We start from the raw sequence: 17,305 nt of genomic DNA, 5'->3' as shown, positions 1-17,305 counted from the left end.
CATGACCACGCATGTCGCCGTCCAGCCCGGCTTTGCCGACCTGATCGATCTCTGGGCGCCGGTGCGCCAGCTCGGCACCGGCTTCGAGTTCTGCGAGGGCCCGATCTGGCATCCGCAGGAACAGCATCTGCTGTTCTCGGACATGCCGGGCGATGTCCGCCGCCGCTGGGACAAGAACGGCGTGCGTGAGGTCAGGCGGCCGGCGAACAAATGCAACGGCATGACCTACGACGCCGCACTGAACCTGATCGTCTGCGAGCACGCGACCTCGTTGCTGCTGCGCGAGCGGCCGGACGGGCAGCGCGAGGTCATCGCCTCCCATTTCGAGGGCATGGAGCTCAACAGCCCCAACGACGTCGTCGTGAAGTCGGACGGGTCTATCTATTTCTCCGACCCCTGGTATGGCCGCATGCCGGTCTTCGGCGTCGAGCGGCCGCGCCAGCTGGGCTTTCAGGGCGTCTACCGCATTTCCCCCGAAGGCGGAGCGCCGCAGCTGCTGGTCGACCGCTATCTCTTCGACCAGCCGAACGGGCTCTGCTTCTGCCCCACGGAAGACCGCCTCTTCGTCAACGACACCGTCCAGCACAATATCCGCGTCTTCGATGTTCTCCCGGACGGACGGCTCGGCTCCGGCCGCATCTTCGCCTCCGGCATCGTCGGCTCCGAACCCGGTGTCCCCGACGGGATGAAATGCGATGCGCAGGGCAATATCTGGGTCACCGGCCCCGGCGGCGTCTGGGTCTACTCGATCAAGGGCGAGCTGATCGGCAAGCTGCGCGTGCCCGAGCTGGTCGGCAACCTCAGCTGGGGCGGGCCGGACTGGCGCACGCTCTTCCTGACCGCAAGCCACTCGCTCTATGCAGTCGAGACCAAGGTCGGGCCGCGCATCGAGCCTTACATGAAGGCGGGAGGGAGCGCGCATTCAAGCCGCAGCGCGACGACGGAGAGGCCGATGGCCGATGCTGGCCCTGCCGCCTCGATCTCAGCCAGCGGCGTGAAAAAGGCCGCTGCGGGCTACAGGCTCGATCCGTCGCGCTGTGCCCTGATCATCCAGGACATGCAGAACGACGTGGTCATGGAGGGCGGCGCCTTCGCCGCCTCGGGCTCGCCTGAGCATTGCCGCCAGCAGAACGCGATCGCCAATGGCGCGCGCCTGGCGCAGGCGGTGCGTTCACGCGGCATCCCGGTGATCCATGTCTGGTTCATCGTCGAGGCCGGCGCGCCCGGCGTCACCATGAACGCGCCGCTGTTCGAGGGGCTCGCCGACGCCAAGGCGCTGGTTCGCGGCACATGGGGCGCAGCCCCCGTGCCGGGCCTGGAGGCGCAGAACGGCGACCATGTCGTCGAGAAACAGCGCATGAGCGCCTGGGAGGGCACGCGGCTGGAGACCGTACTCAAGGCGCTCGGCCGCGACATCGTCATCGTCACCGGCGCCTGGACCAACATGTCGATCGAGCACACCGCCCGCACCGGCGCCGACAAGGGCTATTTCATGCTGGTGCCGGAGGACGCCTGCTCGACCATGAACGCCGAATGGCACACGGCCTCGGTCAACTATGCGCTGCAGAACGTCTGCGTCGTGACGGACGTCGATGCCGTGATCGGCGCTACGGACGGCCGCGTCTAGATCATCACGCGTCCGAACGGACGCGATCATGATGATCTATCACATTGTTATCGCATCAGATTCTTCCAAAAAATGGATTCCACTTTTCGGTCCGATGCCATAGCGAGCTCACAACGTCACGACGGTTCGGGGAAGTTTCGGCTCGCAGGCTTCGGCCGAGCATCCGCCCGTCACATCAGCTGGGTCGGGCAACGTGCCGTGCCAACCTGCATTGCTTCGCTTCATCCCAAGCCGGTGGTGTGCTCCCGTGCAGGAAGAACCTCGCAGTGTCCCGTCGCTGCCGAAGGCTCGGGCGCCTCTTCGGCAGCTCTGCAACGGGCCGGAGCTTTCAAGCGGTCTCGGCCGAGCGCCTCGTATCGGAGCGGGCCATTCTTTCCGCCTGTCTGAACTCCCCCGGAGCCATGCCGAATTCGCGCCGGAACATGCGGTTGAAGTTGGCCTGATCGAGGAAGCCCGAGCGAAACGCGACCATGCCGATCGGCGCCTCGGGCTCGGCCAGCAGGAGTGCGCGCGCGGTTTCCAACCTCGCCGCCCAGATCGCCGCTGCGACGCTCATCGGCTCATGCTCGAATGCGCGATAGAGCGAAGCACGCGAACAGCCCAGCGAGACGGCCAGCGTCTCGACCGAAAACTCCGGGTCGGCGCAGTACCGGGCGATCGTCTGGCGTATCGCAGCCAGCACTGTCGGCGCATCGTCCTCCAGCTGTCGCGTATCGCCGTTTGAAAGAGCCAGGCGAGCGAACTGTATGGCGATATCGACGGCGGCGCCCTGCTCTTCGCGCGACAAGCGCGGCGCTTCATTCGCGAGCGTGCGCAGATGCGACGAGAGAAGTCTGACGGCTCCGGCTGGGGCCAGGCGTCCGACGTTCTGCGGGCTGGGGCCCGGTGCGAACACCACGCCGACTTCCCGATGCCTGAGCCAATGAGCTCTGATGGGCCGGGCAAAATCCGTCACATACACGTCGCCCGGCTGCAGCCGAACACGTCGATCTCCGAGGCTCACCTCGGATCGTCCATCGACGACGAGCCCGACATAAATCTCTGCGCCGCTGTCGGCGCGGCATCGCTGCTCCGAGCGTTCGACATGGATCGCGGTGGAGACATGATCCCAAAACTCGCCCGCAGCGCCTCTCATACGCCGCAGCGCCGCGCGAAAGGCGGCCGTGTCCTCCGCGCGCTTGTCGATCTCCATGCGCTTCAACACGGTTTGCGACCAGAAATCGAGGCGGCTGCTATGTGGAAGCCCGTCGGTGGAGATCTCCATCATGCCAAGTCTGCTCTCCGGTAGAGGCCGCCGGCGATGCCCCGTGCCGGGCGCGTCAGACCGAATCGCACCCGAGCAATTGGAGACGATCAAGCCCGGCATGACAACCTGACCGTGATGAGATGAGCGGACAAGGCGACATGAGACACTACGCCTAACAGTGCGTTGCGCGGGCGGTCCAGACTGTAGACGACCCTGCTGGAGAAGAAGGTTGTCGCCTCGTCTACGCGTCTTGCCGGGAGCGGCATGTGTCCGGCTCGCGCGATGCCTCGCCATCGTCGCGATAGCGGGTCCCGTGCTCTTGCTCGCGCCCGCTCTCGCGCTCGCTCAATGGGAGCGCGGCGGGGCGCCCTTTGCAGGTGTCTGGTCGGTGAGGCTCACCGATGCCTTTGGATCCCGGCAAAGCTGCAGCATCGAGCTGACGGCGGCCGGCAGCATCATGGGCGGATACCGTGCCAATCCGCGTGGATGCGGTTCCGCACTGGTCAGCGTCTCTCGTTGGCAGCCGCGGCGTGGGGGCATCTCGCTGGACGATGTCTCCGGGCGGCCGCTTATCAGGCTTCGCGCTGGCCGGGGCGAGCTCTCAGGCACCGACGAGGCCGGGCGCCCGATCCGGCTGAGCGCTTCCGGCGCGCAGCGCGGAGGATTCGGATCGCTGTTCAACGAGCCGACATCCCCAAGCTGGGGGTGTCAGGTCTATTATGGGCAGTCCGAGCGCTGTGCCGAAGCCCGGGATCTCGCGGCGCCGCGTCTCGCACAGGGACAGACCGCAACGGTCCGAATTGTGTATCCGGCTAATCTTCGCCAATTTCCGTCCCTGAGCGCTCCCTTGCTCGCGCGCGTTCCTGTCGACACCTGCGTCATCGCCGATTCCTGTGCGAGGCAGGGCGATGGCGCCGAATGGTGCCGGATGAGATACGCCGGCCGGACCGGCTACATTGTGAAGCTCGTCGAGACCAATGGCCGGCGGCAGATCCTCTATTCGAACGCATGCGCCCCGGGATGAGCATGCCGAACCTGACATGCCGGCAGGACGCTGACATTGCGCTCCTTTTCGGTTCCGAGAGAGCTCCTTTTCGCCACCTTCGTTTCCTCATGCGTCGAGATCATTGATGAACAAGCTATTTGCCGGATGTTCTGCCGCTGCTGTCTTCCATGCGAGCATTGCCCTGTCCGCGGATCTCCCGAACCGTAGCGCAGCGCCGCCGGTCGCAGCCCCTCCCGCCTTCACCTGGACGGGCTTCTATCTTGGCGCGAATGCCGGCTACTCCTGGAACAGGAGCCAGACACGGTATGGCTACTCGCTTGCCAATACGGCCGACTTCGCCGAATTCAACGCGGCGAGGCTCGTCCCGCAGCAACTCGGTCGTGACAACGACAGCTTCGTCGTCGGCGGCCAGCTCGGCTACAACCACCAGATCGGATGGCTCGTCCTCGGTGCCGAGGCGGATCTGCAATATCTTGGCGCCCGGCAGCAGGCGGCCTACGCGACCACGGTGACCGATGGCATCGGCAGCGCGACCGTTACCACCGGAACGCGTTCCAGCATCGATTGGCTGGGCACCGTTCGAGGCCGGGTCGGCGTCGCCTTCGACCGGGTGCTGGTCTTTGCCACCGGCGGTGTCGCCTTCGGGCGATCGGCGGACCGGACCACCATCACCACCGTCGGTTTCGACGATGACGGTACCTTCAGCGGCGCATGGTTCGGACAGCGGAGCGGAACACGGGCCGGCTGGACCCTCGGCGGCGGTGTGGAATACGCGCTGACCCAGAACGTGACGCTGAAGGCGGAGTATCTCTACTACGATCTCGGCCGCGCCAAACATGCGGTAACTGGCTTCTCCACCGACCCGGATGACGAGTTCCTGGGAGCGAACGCACGGCGAAAGGTCAATGGCAGCATCGTGCGCGCCGGCTTGAACTGGAAATTCTCGACCTATTGAGGCTGCTTGCCGCCTTGATGATCATCGAGGCAGCGGCTCCGGCGAGCAAATCTTGGGTTCCCAGCCGCCCGTAATGACGAGGGCGGATGGACAGGTGGGATGCTCGCAGCGGCCGCTGCCGTGAATGATAACGTGGCAGGCGAGTTCGATTGCTGAGGTCGTTTGAGGGGGCGCCGATGGTTCTCGCTCTAGCCGGCGCGTCTCCGCATAATCTTTCACAAGTACGAATCAAAGACAAAGTCATTCATCTTGAATTTAAAGCTTCCATACGACAAAAATCAGAAAGCTTATCACCCGTTATAGGTCATGATATTCTCAGACATCGAGCCATTGATTGGGTTTCATCCGGTTGACGCCCTTCTATTTAAGGCCAACGTGCGGGCGATCTCGAGCGAGAATTCCTGCATCCAGGTCGTACCAAGAAGATCGTTCACTCAGAAGCCGGGAATCAATTTCACATCACGTTAGGAAACGAAATCTACAAAATAGATCGGGGCAGAAATCCGACATTTTATTGTCTAGGCGACCAAGCCAGGGGGGTATTGCGCCATGTCCGCCGCCGAAGCCGAACGTTTCGTCAATGATCTCGCCACGAAGCCGGCTTTGCTGGCTCAGGTCAAGCCGCTGGCGACCGGCCTTGCCGCAGTCGTCGCGCTGGGCAAGGCCCATGGCTATGATTTCACCCTCGATGAAGCGAAGAAATACATCCAGTCGCACAGCCCGCGCGAGCTGACCGACAGGCAGCTCGACGCGATCGCCGGCGGCAAGCACCATGGCGGCCACAGCTCCGTCGCCACCAGCACCAAGGTCGTCCAGACGACCGCCGTGGCGACGAGTGCGGTCGAGGCGGCCGAAGTCGCCACCACCGCTGTGCAAGTGACGGAAGCGGCGGCCGACGTCGCCGCCGCCGCCGAAGCCGTAGTCGTCGTCGCCGCCGTATTGATCTGACGAGACATGACCGGGGCGATCTCCGCCGCAACGCGGCACTATCGCACGATGTTCGCCCGCCGCTCGGCGAAGGAGCTTCACGAGCTGGCGCACATCAAGCGCTTCATGGAGCGGCTGGTCGGCGACCAGTCCTTCCGCGACGCGCTCGCGCAGAACATCGACGAGCCGCAGCGTGTCACCGAGCGCTACGGCATCGACGTCGACCCGCGGCTGATGCTGCCGCTCTGGCGCGGCAACTATCTGCACTACCGCTTCAAGCCGGAGGGCGAGCAATGGCCGCTCGCCGGCACCTGGGACGTCTACATGCGCGAGATGCTGCAGCATCGCGACATGCTGCGCGACGAGGGCGACATGGCCCAGGCCAATCCGCGCTTCCATGCCTGGCGGGAGCGCCAGATGCGGCGCTGCGCAGCCGAACTCGGCGGCTCCGCCGCCTCGGTGACCCATCCGGTGATCGCCTTCGAGCTCAGCGAGGGCTGCACCGTCGGCTGCTGGTTCTGCGGACTGTCGGCCGACCGCTTCAAGGGACACTATGCCTATACCGACGAGAGCGCCGAGCTTTGGCGCGGCGTGGTCGGCGTGGCGCAGGATCTGTTCGGCCCGGCAGTGCGGACCGGCTTCTGCTACTGGGCGACCGATCCTTGCGACAATCCCGACTATGATCGCTTCCTGCACGATTATTATCGGGTCACCGGCGCGCTGCCGCAGACGACGACGGCTGCGCCGCTGAAGAATCTCGACCTGACCCGCCGCGTGCTGGCGCTGTTCGACAAGTATCGCACGGTGACCAACCGCTTCTCGGTGCTGACCCGCCGCCAGCTCGACCAGATCCATGCGACCTTCTCCGCCGAGGAGCTGATGGGGGTGGAGCTGGTGATGCAGAGCAAGGAATCGCTGACCGCCAAGGCCGAGGCCGGCCGGGCGCGGGACCGCCGCGAGAAGCTGCGCGCCGCCAATATGGACGACGCGATCTCGCTGCTGCAGCGCGACCACACGACCATCGCCTGCGTGTCCGGTTTCCTCGTCAGCATGCCGCAGAAGCGTATCCAGCTGGTGACGCCGGTGCCGGGCAGCGAGCGCTGGCCGCTCGGCTACCGCATCGTCGCGGAGCGCAACTTCGCCTCGATCGAGGATTTCCGCGATGCCGTCGCGGCGATCATCGAAGAGCACATGCGGCCGGGTCTGCCGGCGCAGCGGCCGATCCGCTTCCGGCGCGATCTCGCCTACAGCCAGGACAGCGGTCGCTTCCGGCTGCACTGCAGCAACATGGACTACGACATCCGCGACGATGTGGCCCGGCGCCCGATCGGCGAGCTGATCGCCGCCGGCTCGCATACCGCTTCCAGCCTGGTGGCTGAGGTGGCCGGCAACGGGATGGAAATCATGGCGGTGGCCGATCTGCTCGATCAGCTGCACGAGGCCGGGGTGCTGGAGGAGGATCTCGACGATCGTTTCGCCGGTCAACGCAATGAAGGGCTGGACATGCGCATGAAGCGGGCCGCTTCGCGCGGCGAGAGCCATGCCGTTCCGGCTTGAGCGGATCGGCATGGCCGAGCTCGACGGGCTTGGCCACCTGACCTTTCCGGCCGTCCGCGCGGTTGCCCAGGCGCGCCATGGCGATATGGCGGTGGCGATTGCCGCACGAGGCGACGACGCAGCCGCCGGACTCGCCATCGCCGTGCCGGGTCCGGACGGGCAGTTCGAGCTGCTTTCGCTCCATGTCGCGCCGTTCTTCCGCCGGCTCGGCCTCGGCCGTGCCCTGCTCTCGGCGGTAGAAGCGCATTTCGGCGGAAGCGGCTATCGGCTCGGCGTGCATTTCTTCAGCGTGCCCGAGCAGGACCAGGGCAATGCCCGGTTCTTCATGGCCTGCGGCTGGTCGCGCCCGGTGCTGGCCCGACTGGTCTGCGCGACCACCGTGGCGAATGCGCTGAGCACACCCTGGCTCGTCGAGGCCGAATTGCCGGCCCGCTACGAGGTGCGCGGCTGGAACGAGCTCTCGGCCGGCGAACGCGGGACGCTCGCGGCTGCGCTCGCCAATTGGGGCCATGACGAGATCGATCCCTTCCTGCACGAGCCCGGGCATGACCGCGAGACCAGCGTGGCGCTCCGCGACCGCGAGAGCGGCGTGGTCGAGGGCTGGGTGATCACGCACCGGATCGACGAAACGGGCCTGCGCTGGACCTGTTCGTTCCTGCGTCCGGAGCTGCAGCGGCTGGGGCTGATGCGCGCGCTCTGGCTCGCAGTGGTGCACCGCCAGGCACGGTGTCCCGAGCTGACCGATTTCTCGTTCACGGTGCCGGTCACGGAGCCCCGCATGGCGCGCTTCGCGCTCAGGCGGATGCGGCCCTGGCTCAGCCGGCTGGCCTATGGCTGCACCACCATGAAGAAGGTGGCGTGAGATGGTGCAGGGCAGCCCAGTGGTGCTCGTCAACATGCCGATGGCGGCGGTCGAGCGGCCATCGCTGGGATTGGGCCTGCTCAAGGCCCTGCTGGAACGGGAAGGCATCGCCGCCCGAGCGGTCCACCCCAATATGTGGCTGCTCGAATATATCGGAGTCGGCGACTATCATCTGCTCGAAGGCTGCCTGCCCGAGGAGGCACTGGTCGACTGGCTCTTCGCCGGCGTCGCCTTTCCCGAGATGCCGGCGGACGACGGCTTCCTGGATCTCTATTTCGCGCGCAATTCGCTGCATGCGAAGCGCGAGGGTGAGCTGCGCGCCACCTTCCTGCGGTTGCGCGCCGGCATGGCCGATTTCGTCGACTGGACGGCGGACAGGATTCTGGCGATGCGGCCGGCGCTGGTCGGCTGCACCTCGACCTTCAGCCAGCACGTGCCGTCGCTCGCCTTGTTGCGCCGCCTCCGCGAACGCGCTCCGGAGATCGTGACGCTGCTCGGCGGCGCCAATTGCGAATCCGTGATGGGGCGCACCACGCATCAGGCCTTTCCCTGGGTCGACTATGTCGTCTCGGGCGAGGCGGACGCGCTGATCGGCCCGCTTTGCCGCGAGCTGTTGGTGCGGGGCCGCGACATCCCGGCGGACGAATTGCCTTTCGGCGTCTTCGGTCCCCGGCATCGCACCGGGGGCTATCCGGTCTCGGGCAATGGCGACAAGGTTCCGCGTGCCGTGGTCGAGGACATGCGCGGGCAGCCGCTACCCGATTTTTCCGACTATTTCGCCGAGCTCGCCGATTGCCTCTATGGCGAGATGATCGTCCCCGGTCTGCCGATGGAGTTCTCGCGCGGCTGCTGGTGGGGCGAACGCAGCCACTGCACGTTCTGCGGCCTCAACGGCGGCACGATGAGCTACCGCCAGAAGCCGGCGACACAGGCCGCCGAGGAGATGATCGCGATGGCGGAACGCTATGGCTCCACGCGGATCGAGGCCGTCGACAATATTCTGGCGCTCGACTATTTCGAGGATGCGCTGCCCCGGCTGGCGGAGCACCCCGAGAAGCTCTCCGTGTTCTTCGAGGTCAAGGCCAATCTGAAGCGCCACGAGGTCGAGCAGCTCGCCGCCGCCGGTGTGCGCTGGATTCAGCCCGGCATCGAGAGTCTCGATACGCGCGTGCTCAAGCTGATGGGTAAGGGCACGACTGCCGCGCACAATGTCCAACTGCTGAAATGGTGCCGGCAATATGGCGTGCGCGTCAGCTGGAGCGTGCTCTGGGGTTTCCCCGGTGAGAGCGATGACTGGTACGCTCAGATGACGCCGTGGCTGGAGGCGCTGCATCATCTCCAGCCCGGCCGCGCGGTGCGGCTGCGCTACCAGCGCTACAGCCCCTATCACCAGCGCGCCGAGCACTACGGGCTGCAGCTCGCTCCGGCCGAACCCTTCAGGCACGTCTATCCACTGACGCGGGACCAGCTCTCCGATCTGGTCTACTACTTCGAAGATATCGGCGCCGAGGACCCCGGCGGCCATCGCGCCGCGAAGGATGTCGCGCTCCGCCCCGGTCTGCATAGCGTGGCGCGCGGGCTCGACGCCTGGCTGCGATCCTGGCACGCCCCGAAGCTGCCCATGCTGTCGATGCGGCAGGTCGATGGTGCGCTGCTCGTCGAGGATACGCGTGCCATCGCTGCCATGCGCGAGCGCGAAGTCACCGGGCTGGCGCGGCAGGTCCTGCTCGCGGCCGACGAGGGAGCGCCGGAGGCGCGTACCCGCGAGCGCCTCGAACAGGCCGGCTTCAGCCCCGCCGCCATCGAGGCCGCAATCGCCGAGCTGGTCGAAGCCAGGCTCGTGCTGCGGCTGGACGGGCGCTTGGTCGGGCTCCCGGTCTGGGCGCCGCATATATTGATGCCTGCGCCGAGTGCCTTTCCGGGCGGATATTTCGAGCGCCGGCTCCCGCAACTGCGTCTGGCCTCCTGACCCGCCATGCACGCACGAACCGACAAGACGGCCGATGATCGACAGGAGCGCAGGGCTTCCCCGGCCTTCGGCGACCCCGAGCGCCTCAACGAAGCCATCCACCTCACCTCGCGCTCGACCTGGATCCTGCTGGCCGGGCTCGGGCTCTGCGTGCTCGGCATCGTCTGCTGGAGTCTGCTCGGCCGTCTCGACTTCCACGCGCAGGGACAAGGCATCATCCTGCTGCGCGGCAGCGAGGTGGCGAATGTCGTGGCGCAAGCGGGCGGCACGGTGGCGCAGATCCACGCGCCGGCCGGCACCAAGGTCAAGGCGGGCGACCTGCTCGTCACCGTCACGCTCGACGAGATCGCCGAGCGGCGCGATGCGGCCAGGCAGGGCCGCGATGCCCAGCAGGCCGAGTTCAATCGTTACAAGCAGAGCTCGGATGCCGATATCCAGCGCCGGCAGGCGGATCTGCAGCAGCGCCTGACCTCGTTGCAGTCCGATCTCGCCCAGGCGAACAAGAATCGCGACATGCTGCAGTCGCTCTACGACGACTACACCAAGCAGCTCCAGCAGGGACTGACGACCCGCCAGCAGGTGCAGGCGGCCTTCGACCGGCTCGACGCGGTCGAGCAGTCGATCCGGCAGATGACCGACAGCGTCGCTTCTGCGCAGACGAGCCAGGTCGAGTTCGAGAACGGCGTCGCGCGCAATCTGGCCAATCTCTCCCTGCAGACGATCGATGCCGAGTCGCGGCTGAAGGACCTCGATATCCAGTTCGGCATCGGTGCGACGATCCGCAGTCCGGTGGACGGCACCGTCAGCGAGATCACGACGCAGGCCAACCAGACCGTCGTCGCCGGCGACAAGCTCGTGGTCGTCGAATCCGGCACGTCGACGCATCGGCTCGTCACCCACGCCTATCTCCCGATCGACCAGGGCAAGCGCGTCTCGGTCGGCATGCCGGCGCTCGTCAGCCCGACCTCGATCGACGATCGGCTCTATGGCGCCATCCGCGGGCATGTGACCCGGGTCAGCACGCTGCCGATGTCCCAGGCGGGGCTGCAGGCGGTGATCGGAGATCCGACGCTGGTCGCGACGATGATGCAGGCGGGGGCGCCGATCGAAATCGAAATCACGTTCGATCCGGCTCCGCAGGGCGCTGGCGACGCGCTGCAATGGACCTCGGCGGCGCGGCCGCCGACGCCCGTCACCCCCGGGACGACCGTCGCCTCGCGGATCGTCGTTGACCAGGTGCGCCCGGCTTCGCTGATCCTGCCGCTCGTGCGGACATGGACGCAGCCGTGACGACGCCGGAGACGGCGACGATGCCGGGGTCGGCGCGCTGGGGCCGGGCGGTGACGACGCCCGTCGTGCTGCAGATGGAGCAGGCCGAATGCGGCGCTGCGGCACTGGGCATGATCCTCGGCTATTTCCGCCGTTTCGTGCCGCTGGCCGAATTGCGCCAGAGCTGCGGCGTCTCGCGCGATGGCGCGCGTGCCAGCGCGATCGTGCATGCAGGCCGCGGCTATGGGCTTGAGATGCGCGGGCTTCGTGTCCCGGCCGAGGCGATCGAGAGCGTCGCCCTGCCGTTCATCGCCTTCTGGTCCGGCGATCATTTCGTCGTCGTCGAGGGGCGTGCCCGCGGCGGCATCCGGATCAACGACCCGGTCTCGGGGCGGCGGGTCGTCGGCAAAGCCGATTTCGAGGCGAAGTTCTCGGGCGTGGTGCTTGAGTGCCGGCCCGGCCCCGAGTTCCGCCCCGGGGGGCGCCCGCCAGCGCTGCTGCGCCGGCTCTTCGCGTGGACGGAAGGTTCGCGGGCCGCGCTCGCGGTGATGGGCGCAACGACGCTGATGCTCGCTCTGCCGGCGATCATGGCGCCCGCCGTGGTCAAGATCTTCATCGACGAGGTGCTGATCCGTCGTTTCGACACCTGGCTGCTGCCGCTCGTCGCCGTGCTGCTGCTCTCGGTCGCGCTGAGCTCGGCGGTGACCTGGCTGCAGCAACGCGTGCTGATGCGCCTGCAGATGAAGCTCGCCGTGGTGATCTCGGCCCGCTTCCTCTGGCATGTGCTGAGGCTGCCGGCCCTGTTCTTCACCTTGCGCCAGAACGGCGACATCGTCTCGCGGCTGCATTCGGCCCAGCAGATTGCCATCCTGCTGTCCGGCCCGTTGCCCACCGCGGCGGTGCAGGCGGCCATGGCCCTGCTCTATGCCGTGGTGATGGGCTTCTACAGCTTGCCCTTGACGGCGCTGACGCTCCTGCTCACGGCTGCGACGGTCGCAGCGACGCTGCTGGCGCAGCGGCGCCTGGCTGAGGCGAGCGCAGTCCAGATCGCAACGAACGCCCGGATCGCCGCCACGAGCATGGGTGGGCTGATGTCGATCGAGACGATCAAGGCCTCCGGCTCGGAGGCGGATTTCTTTCGGATCTGGTCGGGTTACCAGGCGCGTTGGATCAACCAGACCCAGGCACTCGGGCGCATCTCGCTCTGGCTCAACGCGGTGCCCACCTTCCTTGGACATCTCACCAATGCGCTGGTGCTCGGCTGCGGCGCCCTGCTGATCATGAACGGCGAGCTGACGATCGGGAGCCTGGTCGCCTTCCAGATGCTGCTCGGCAGCTTCACCGCGCCGCTGCAGCAGGTCGTGGGCCTGAGCTCCCAGCTCCAGGAGACCCGGGCGCATCTGGCACGTCTCGACGACGTCTTCCAGAGTCCGACGGACCCGCTGCTCGCCGAACCCGCGACGACGGAGGCGGCAGATGCCCGGCCGAACGGTCGCATCGAGATGCGCGGCGTCAGCTTCGCCTATGGGCCGCTCGATCCGCCGGTGCTCGACGGCATCGATCTTTCCATCGAGCCTGGCCAGCGCGTCGCCATCGTCGGCGGCAGCGGCAGCGGCAAGAGCACCCTGGTCAAGCTGCTGCTGGGGCTGCTGCCAGCGAGCCGGGGCAGCATCCTGCACGACGGACATCCGCTCGCCGATGTGCCGCGCGCTGCGCTGACCGACGCTATCGCCTGGGTCGACCAGGACATTCGCCTGTTCGAGGGCAGCGTCCGCGACAACCTCGCGCTGTTCAACCCGTCTCTGGCGGCCGACCGGCAGGCGCAGGCGGCTCGCGACGCCTGCATTCACGATACGATCGTGGCGCGCCCCGGCGGCTATGACGGCGAGGTGCTGGAGGGCGGCAGCAATTTCAGCGGCGGTCAGCGCCAGCGGCTCGAGATCGCCCGCGCGCTGGCGCGCGATCCGGACATCCTGGTGCTCGACGAGGCGACGGCCGCGCTCGACGCGATCACCGAGAGTCGGATCGACGACAATATCCGCCGGCGCGGCATCACCTGCATCATCGTGGCGCAGAGGCTGAGTACGGTGCGCGACTGCGACCGCATCTTCGTGCTCGAGGCCGGCCGCATCGTCGAGCAGGGCACGCATGCGGAGCTGACGAATGCCGAAGGCGTCTACGCAAGGCTGGTGAGTGCGGCATGAACGCGCTTGAACAATTGATCGGCGAGGCTGGCGGTCTGGACGCATTGCTGGCGGCCGACTGGGCGGCTCCTGCCGGCCCACTCGCGCTCGCGCTCGGCAACGCCGGCGCCCGCAGGGTGGTCGGCGGCCATGACGTCATCGAGCTGGCGCGGCCGGGCCGAGGATGGCTGGTGTTGTCGGGCACCGTCGATCTCTTCCTTGCCGATGCGCAGGGGCGCTTTCCGGTCACCCGGATCGAGGCCGGCGGGTTGATCGGCGCGCTTCCCGTGCCGGAGGACGGCTCGCGCGCCATCGGCGTGCCGGCGATCAGCACCGAGATCCTGGAGATCGACGGCAGCGCGCTCGCCAGGCTCGCAGCCGATCCGCAGGTTGCGCAATTGCTCGACGAAGCGCTGCGCGGCTGGCGCGATGCGCTGGCGGAATGGCTCCCGGCCCGCGGTGGCGAGACGGCGCCGGAGGTGCGCGCCGAGCCGAACCTCGTGCATGACGTGCTGGCGGCCGTGGTCGCGGCGAGGCAGGCGGAGCGCGAGGCGCGCCTGAGTGGTCGGACGCGGGACAGGCATGCGACAGAGCGGGCTCTGAGCGCGGGGCTGGGAGCCATCGCCCAGGCGATCGGCACGGCGCGCGCGCGGCTGGCCGTCGAGCGGGTCGAGACGGTCGCTGAAGCGGCACGGCTCGTGCTGCGCCATGATGGCCTGGACGCGTCGCCGCCCCGCCGCCTGCCGGCCGAGGCGGCGCAGGAGGCGATCGCCGAGATCGCGGTCGACAATGGCCTGCAGTATCGGGCTGTCGGCCTCGGTGACACGTGGTGGAGCCAGGACATCGGGCCGCTCGTCGGGGGCTGGGGGCCGCAGGAGGTGCCTTGTGCCCTGCTGCCCGAAGGCGGCCGTATCGTTGCCCATGGGCCGGACGGCCCGGTGCCGATCGGCCCGGGCAATGCCGCGATGGTCGGCACCACCGCCTACGCCTTCTACCGGCCACTGCCGCAGGCCGATCTCTCCCGTCAGTCGCTGCTGAGCTTCGCGCTGAGGGGCAGGAGCGGAGATATCGCCGTCATCGGCGTGACGCTGCTCGTCGCCGGGCTGATCGCCTTCGCGAGCCCGATCCTTCTCGGTTGGCTGATGGACCCGATCATCCCGGACGCCGACAGGTCGCAGGCGGTGGTCGTGACCGCTTTCCTGGTGCTGCTCGGCATCGGTGCGACGACCGGCTTCATCGTCGAGACACTGGCTTCCCTGCGCATCCAATCGGTGGCCGACAATCGCGTGCAGGCGGCGCTCTGGATCCGGCTGCTGAACCTGCCGCCCAGCTTCTTCCGCAGCTTCACAGCCGGGGATCTGGCTGCGCGTGCCGGCGGGCTCAACGCCGTCTGGCGCCTGCTCAGCCAATCGCTGACGACCTTCGCCTCGGCTGCGGCGACGCTTCTGTTCAGCCTCGTCCTGATGGCCTGGTACAGCTGGAAGGTCACTGTCGTGGTCCTGCTCGCGACGATCCTGTTCGGGGCGTGCGCCTATCTGGTCGGCCGGCGAGTGATCGGCCTGAACTTCGAATCGCTGGAATTGGCAGGCCGGACCCAAGGCATCGTGCTGCAACTCGTCGGTGCCATCGCCAAGCTGCGCGTGGCGGGGGCGGAGAAGCTCGCCTTCCTGCGCTGGTTGTCGGTCTATCGCGGGGCCGTCGACCTCAACCTGCAACAGCGCAGGCTCGCCAACCGGCTGGTGATCGCCCGTTCTGCCTTCGATCCGCTGGTGATCGCGACCGTTCTGGTCGTGCTCGGCCTCGCCAGCGGCGATCTCCTCGCCATTTTCCGCGCCGACAACGAGCGCGTGGTCGCCATGCCGCTGATGGGCACGGCCGATTTCGTCGCCTTCAACCTGGCGCTCGGCCAGGCGGTCGGAGCGATGCTCGCGATGACCCGCGGGCTGCTCTTCCTGGCGATGATGAAGCCGCATCTCGAACGTGTCTGGCCGATCCTCGAAGCGCCGGAAGAGCCGAAGGCGAAGGGCGCCAGGCTTGGCCGGTTGCGCGGCGAGATCGAGCTGCGCGATGTCCGCTTTCGCTATGCGCCGGATGCGCCACTGGCGTTGAAGGGACTTTCGATGCGGATTCCAGAGGGCCGCTTCGTCGCCATCGTCGGTGCTTCCGGTGCCGGCAAAAGCTCGGTCATCCGCCTGCTGCTCGGCTTCGACGTGCCGGAATCCGGCGCCGTCCATGTCGACGGCACCGATATGCGCTTGCTCGACGTCCACGAATTGCGCCAGCGCTACGGCGTGGTGTTGCAGAACGGGCGCCTGCTTGCCGGCTCGCTCTACGACAATGTCGCCTGCGGCCTGCCATTTTCGGACGAGCAGGTCCTCGATGCGTTGGGTATCGCCCAACTCGCCGATTTCGTCGCCGCGCTGCCGATGGGGCTGCGGACCAGCATCGCGGATGGCGGTGTCAGCCTGTCGGGCGGGCAGCGCCAGCGCATCCTGCTGGCTCGCGCCATCATCCGCCGGCCGCGTGTCCTGCTGCTCGACGAGGCGACGAGCGCACTCGACAACGTCACGCAGGACAAGGTAGTCGCCGGGCTGCGCAGCCTCAACTGCACGCAGATCGTCGTGGCCCAGCGCTTCTCGACGATCACCTCGGCCGACCTGATCCATGTAATCGAGGACGGCCGTGTCGTCGAAAGCGGCAGCTATCTCGAACTCCTGGCGAAAGGGACGCGGTTCCGGGCGATGGCCGAGCGCCAAATGCTCTGAACACGGATCACGCGCCATGGTCTGCCTGACGGCGCCATCGCCCTCTGAGCAAGCGATGCTGCCTGCTCAGTCGCAGGATGGTGGCCGCCCGGATCTCGAGCGATCGACGGTCGATGGAGGATCGCCGTCTTCGTCTGGCCTCATCCCGTCGCGAGCGTACCGTTGCTGATATCGGTGACGAGCATGTAGCCCGGGGCGTGGGTGATGCAGAATTCCGGGCGGGTCTTGGCGATCACCGCCTGCGGCGTGACCCCGCACGCCCAGAACACCGGGATCTCGCCCAGCCTGATCTCGACCGGGTCGCCATAGTCGGGCGCCATGATGTCCCGGATGCCGATGGCGGCGGGGTCGCCGAGATGGACCGGCGCGCCGTGGACCGAGGGGAACCGGCTGGTGATCTGGACCGCGCGGATCGCGTCGGCCGGCATCAGCGGGCGCATCGAGACGACGAGCGGGCCGGAGAAGCGGCCGGCCGGCGTGGTCGGGATCGAGGTCCGGTACATCGGCACGTTGCTGCCCTGCTCGATATGGCGCACCGGCAGCTCAGCGGCGAGCATCGCCTCCTCGAAGGAGAAGGAGCAGCCGATCAGGAAGCTGACGAGATCGTCGCGCCAGTAGTCACGGATGTCGGTCGGCTCCGCCACCAGCTCGCCATCCTGCCAGACGCGGTAGCGCGGCAAGTCGCTGCGGATGTCGAGCTCGCGCCCGAGCGCCGGCAGCATGGGATCGCCGATCTCGGACACCCCAATCAGCGGGCAGGGTTTCGGGTTGCGCTGGCAAAAGAGCAGGAACTCGAAGGCGAGCTCGCGCGGCAGGATCGCCAGATTGGCCTGGACGAAACCAGGAGCGACATTCGCGGTCGGCGCATCAAAGGCCCCCGAGCGAGCGGCCAGGCGCGCCTGGTAGGGATCGAGCATGGGCAGGTTTAGGTCCATGAGT

12 protein-coding genes are annotated in these 17,305 nt (G+C 67.2%); 10 read left to right on the top strand and 2 right to left on the bottom strand.

The window, feature by feature from the left end:
• Position 1 precedes the first annotated feature (1 nt).
• Positions 2-1,627, top strand: coding sequence for an isochorismatase family protein (locus ACQKLX_RS20380; RefSeq protein WP_427363387.1), 1,626 nt, complete (start codon positions 2-4; stop codon positions 1,625-1,627).
• 328 nt (positions 1,628-1,955) lie between these two features.
• Here ACQKLX_RS20380 and ACQKLX_RS20375 read toward each other — a convergent pair whose 3' ends face one another.
• Complete coding sequence (locus ACQKLX_RS20375) at positions 1,956-2,894, bottom strand: helix-turn-helix domain-containing protein (protein ID WP_427363386.1); 939 nt, start codon at positions 2,892-2,894, stop codon at positions 1,956-1,958.
• Between the two features lie 157 nt (positions 2,895-3,051).
• Here ACQKLX_RS20375 and ACQKLX_RS20370 point away from each other — a divergent pair, with 157 nt between their 5' ends.
• The 9 genes from ACQKLX_RS20370 to ACQKLX_RS20330 all read left to right on the top strand — a co-directional run bounded on the left by ACQKLX_RS20370 (position 3,052) and on the right by ACQKLX_RS20330 (position 16,366).
• Entirely contained in the window at positions 3,052-3,897 is an 846-nt protein-coding gene (locus ACQKLX_RS20370; protein WP_427363385.1) for an AprI/Inh family metalloprotease inhibitor, read from the top strand.
• Between the two features lie 106 nt (positions 3,898-4,003).
• Entirely contained in the window at positions 4,004-4,834 is an 831-nt protein-coding gene (locus tag ACQKLX_RS20365) for an outer membrane protein (RefSeq protein ID WP_427363384.1), read from the top strand.
• A 549-nt stretch (positions 4,835-5,383) separates the two neighbouring features.
• Positions 5,384-5,782, top strand: a complete 399-nt coding sequence (locus tag ACQKLX_RS20360) for a Nif11-like leader peptide family natural product precursor (RefSeq protein WP_427363383.1) — start codon at positions 5,384-5,386, stop codon at positions 5,780-5,782.
• 6 nt (positions 5,783-5,788) lie between these two features.
• Complete coding sequence (locus ACQKLX_RS20355; RefSeq protein ID WP_427363382.1) at positions 5,789-7,318, top strand: radical SAM family RiPP maturation amino acid epimerase; 1,530 nt, start codon at positions 5,789-5,791, stop codon at positions 7,316-7,318.
• Positions 7,302-8,180 carry a GNAT family N-acetyltransferase gene (locus tag ACQKLX_RS20350; protein WP_427363381.1) on the top strand — a complete coding sequence of 293 codons (879 nt, stop codon included), beginning with the start codon at positions 7,302-7,304 and terminating at the stop codon, positions 8,178-8,180. The genes ACQKLX_RS20355 and ACQKLX_RS20350 overlap by 17 nt, the downstream gene beginning before the upstream one ends.
• Position 8,181: 1 nt before the next feature.
• A complete protein-coding gene (locus tag ACQKLX_RS20345) occupies positions 8,182-10,149 on the top strand; it encodes a RiPP maturation radical SAM C-methyltransferase (RefSeq protein WP_427363380.1) in 1,968 nt (655 codons plus the stop codon).
• Between the two features lie 6 nt (positions 10,150-10,155).
• The gene (locus ACQKLX_RS20340) at positions 10,156-11,439 is read left to right on the top strand and encodes an NHLP bacteriocin system secretion protein (protein WP_427363379.1); all 1,284 of its coding nucleotides are present in this window, start codon (positions 10,156-10,158) and stop codon (positions 11,437-11,439) included.
• Positions 11,436-13,622 carry an NHLP family bacteriocin export ABC transporter peptidase/permease/ATPase subunit gene (locus tag ACQKLX_RS20335; RefSeq protein WP_427363378.1) on the top strand — a complete coding sequence of 729 codons (2,187 nt, stop codon included), beginning with the start codon at positions 11,436-11,438 and terminating at the stop codon, positions 13,620-13,622. Before ACQKLX_RS20340 ends, ACQKLX_RS20335 begins: the two co-directional genes overlap by 4 nt.
• The gene (locus ACQKLX_RS20330) at positions 13,619-16,366 is read left to right on the top strand and encodes an ATP-binding cassette domain-containing protein (protein ID WP_427363377.1); all 2,748 of its coding nucleotides are present in this window, start codon (positions 13,619-13,621) and stop codon (positions 16,364-16,366) included. Before ACQKLX_RS20335 ends, ACQKLX_RS20330 begins: the two co-directional genes overlap by 4 nt.
• 140 nt (positions 16,367-16,506) lie before the next feature.
• Here ACQKLX_RS20330 and ACQKLX_RS20325 read toward each other — a convergent pair whose 3' ends face one another.
• Positions 16,507-17,301: a putative hydro-lyase gene (locus ACQKLX_RS20325; RefSeq protein ID WP_427363376.1), complete on the bottom strand. Its 795-nt coding sequence runs from the start codon at positions 17,299-17,301 to the stop codon at positions 16,507-16,509.
• Positions 17,302-17,305: the final 4 nt, after the last annotated feature.

Origin of the sequence: Allobosea sp. NPDC003192 (assembly GCF_050275675.1) — a bacterium.
Taxonomy (GTDB): Bacteria; Pseudomonadota; Alphaproteobacteria; order Rhizobiales; family Beijerinckiaceae; genus Allobosea.
This window is presented reverse-complemented; position numbering and strand designations above follow the sequence as displayed.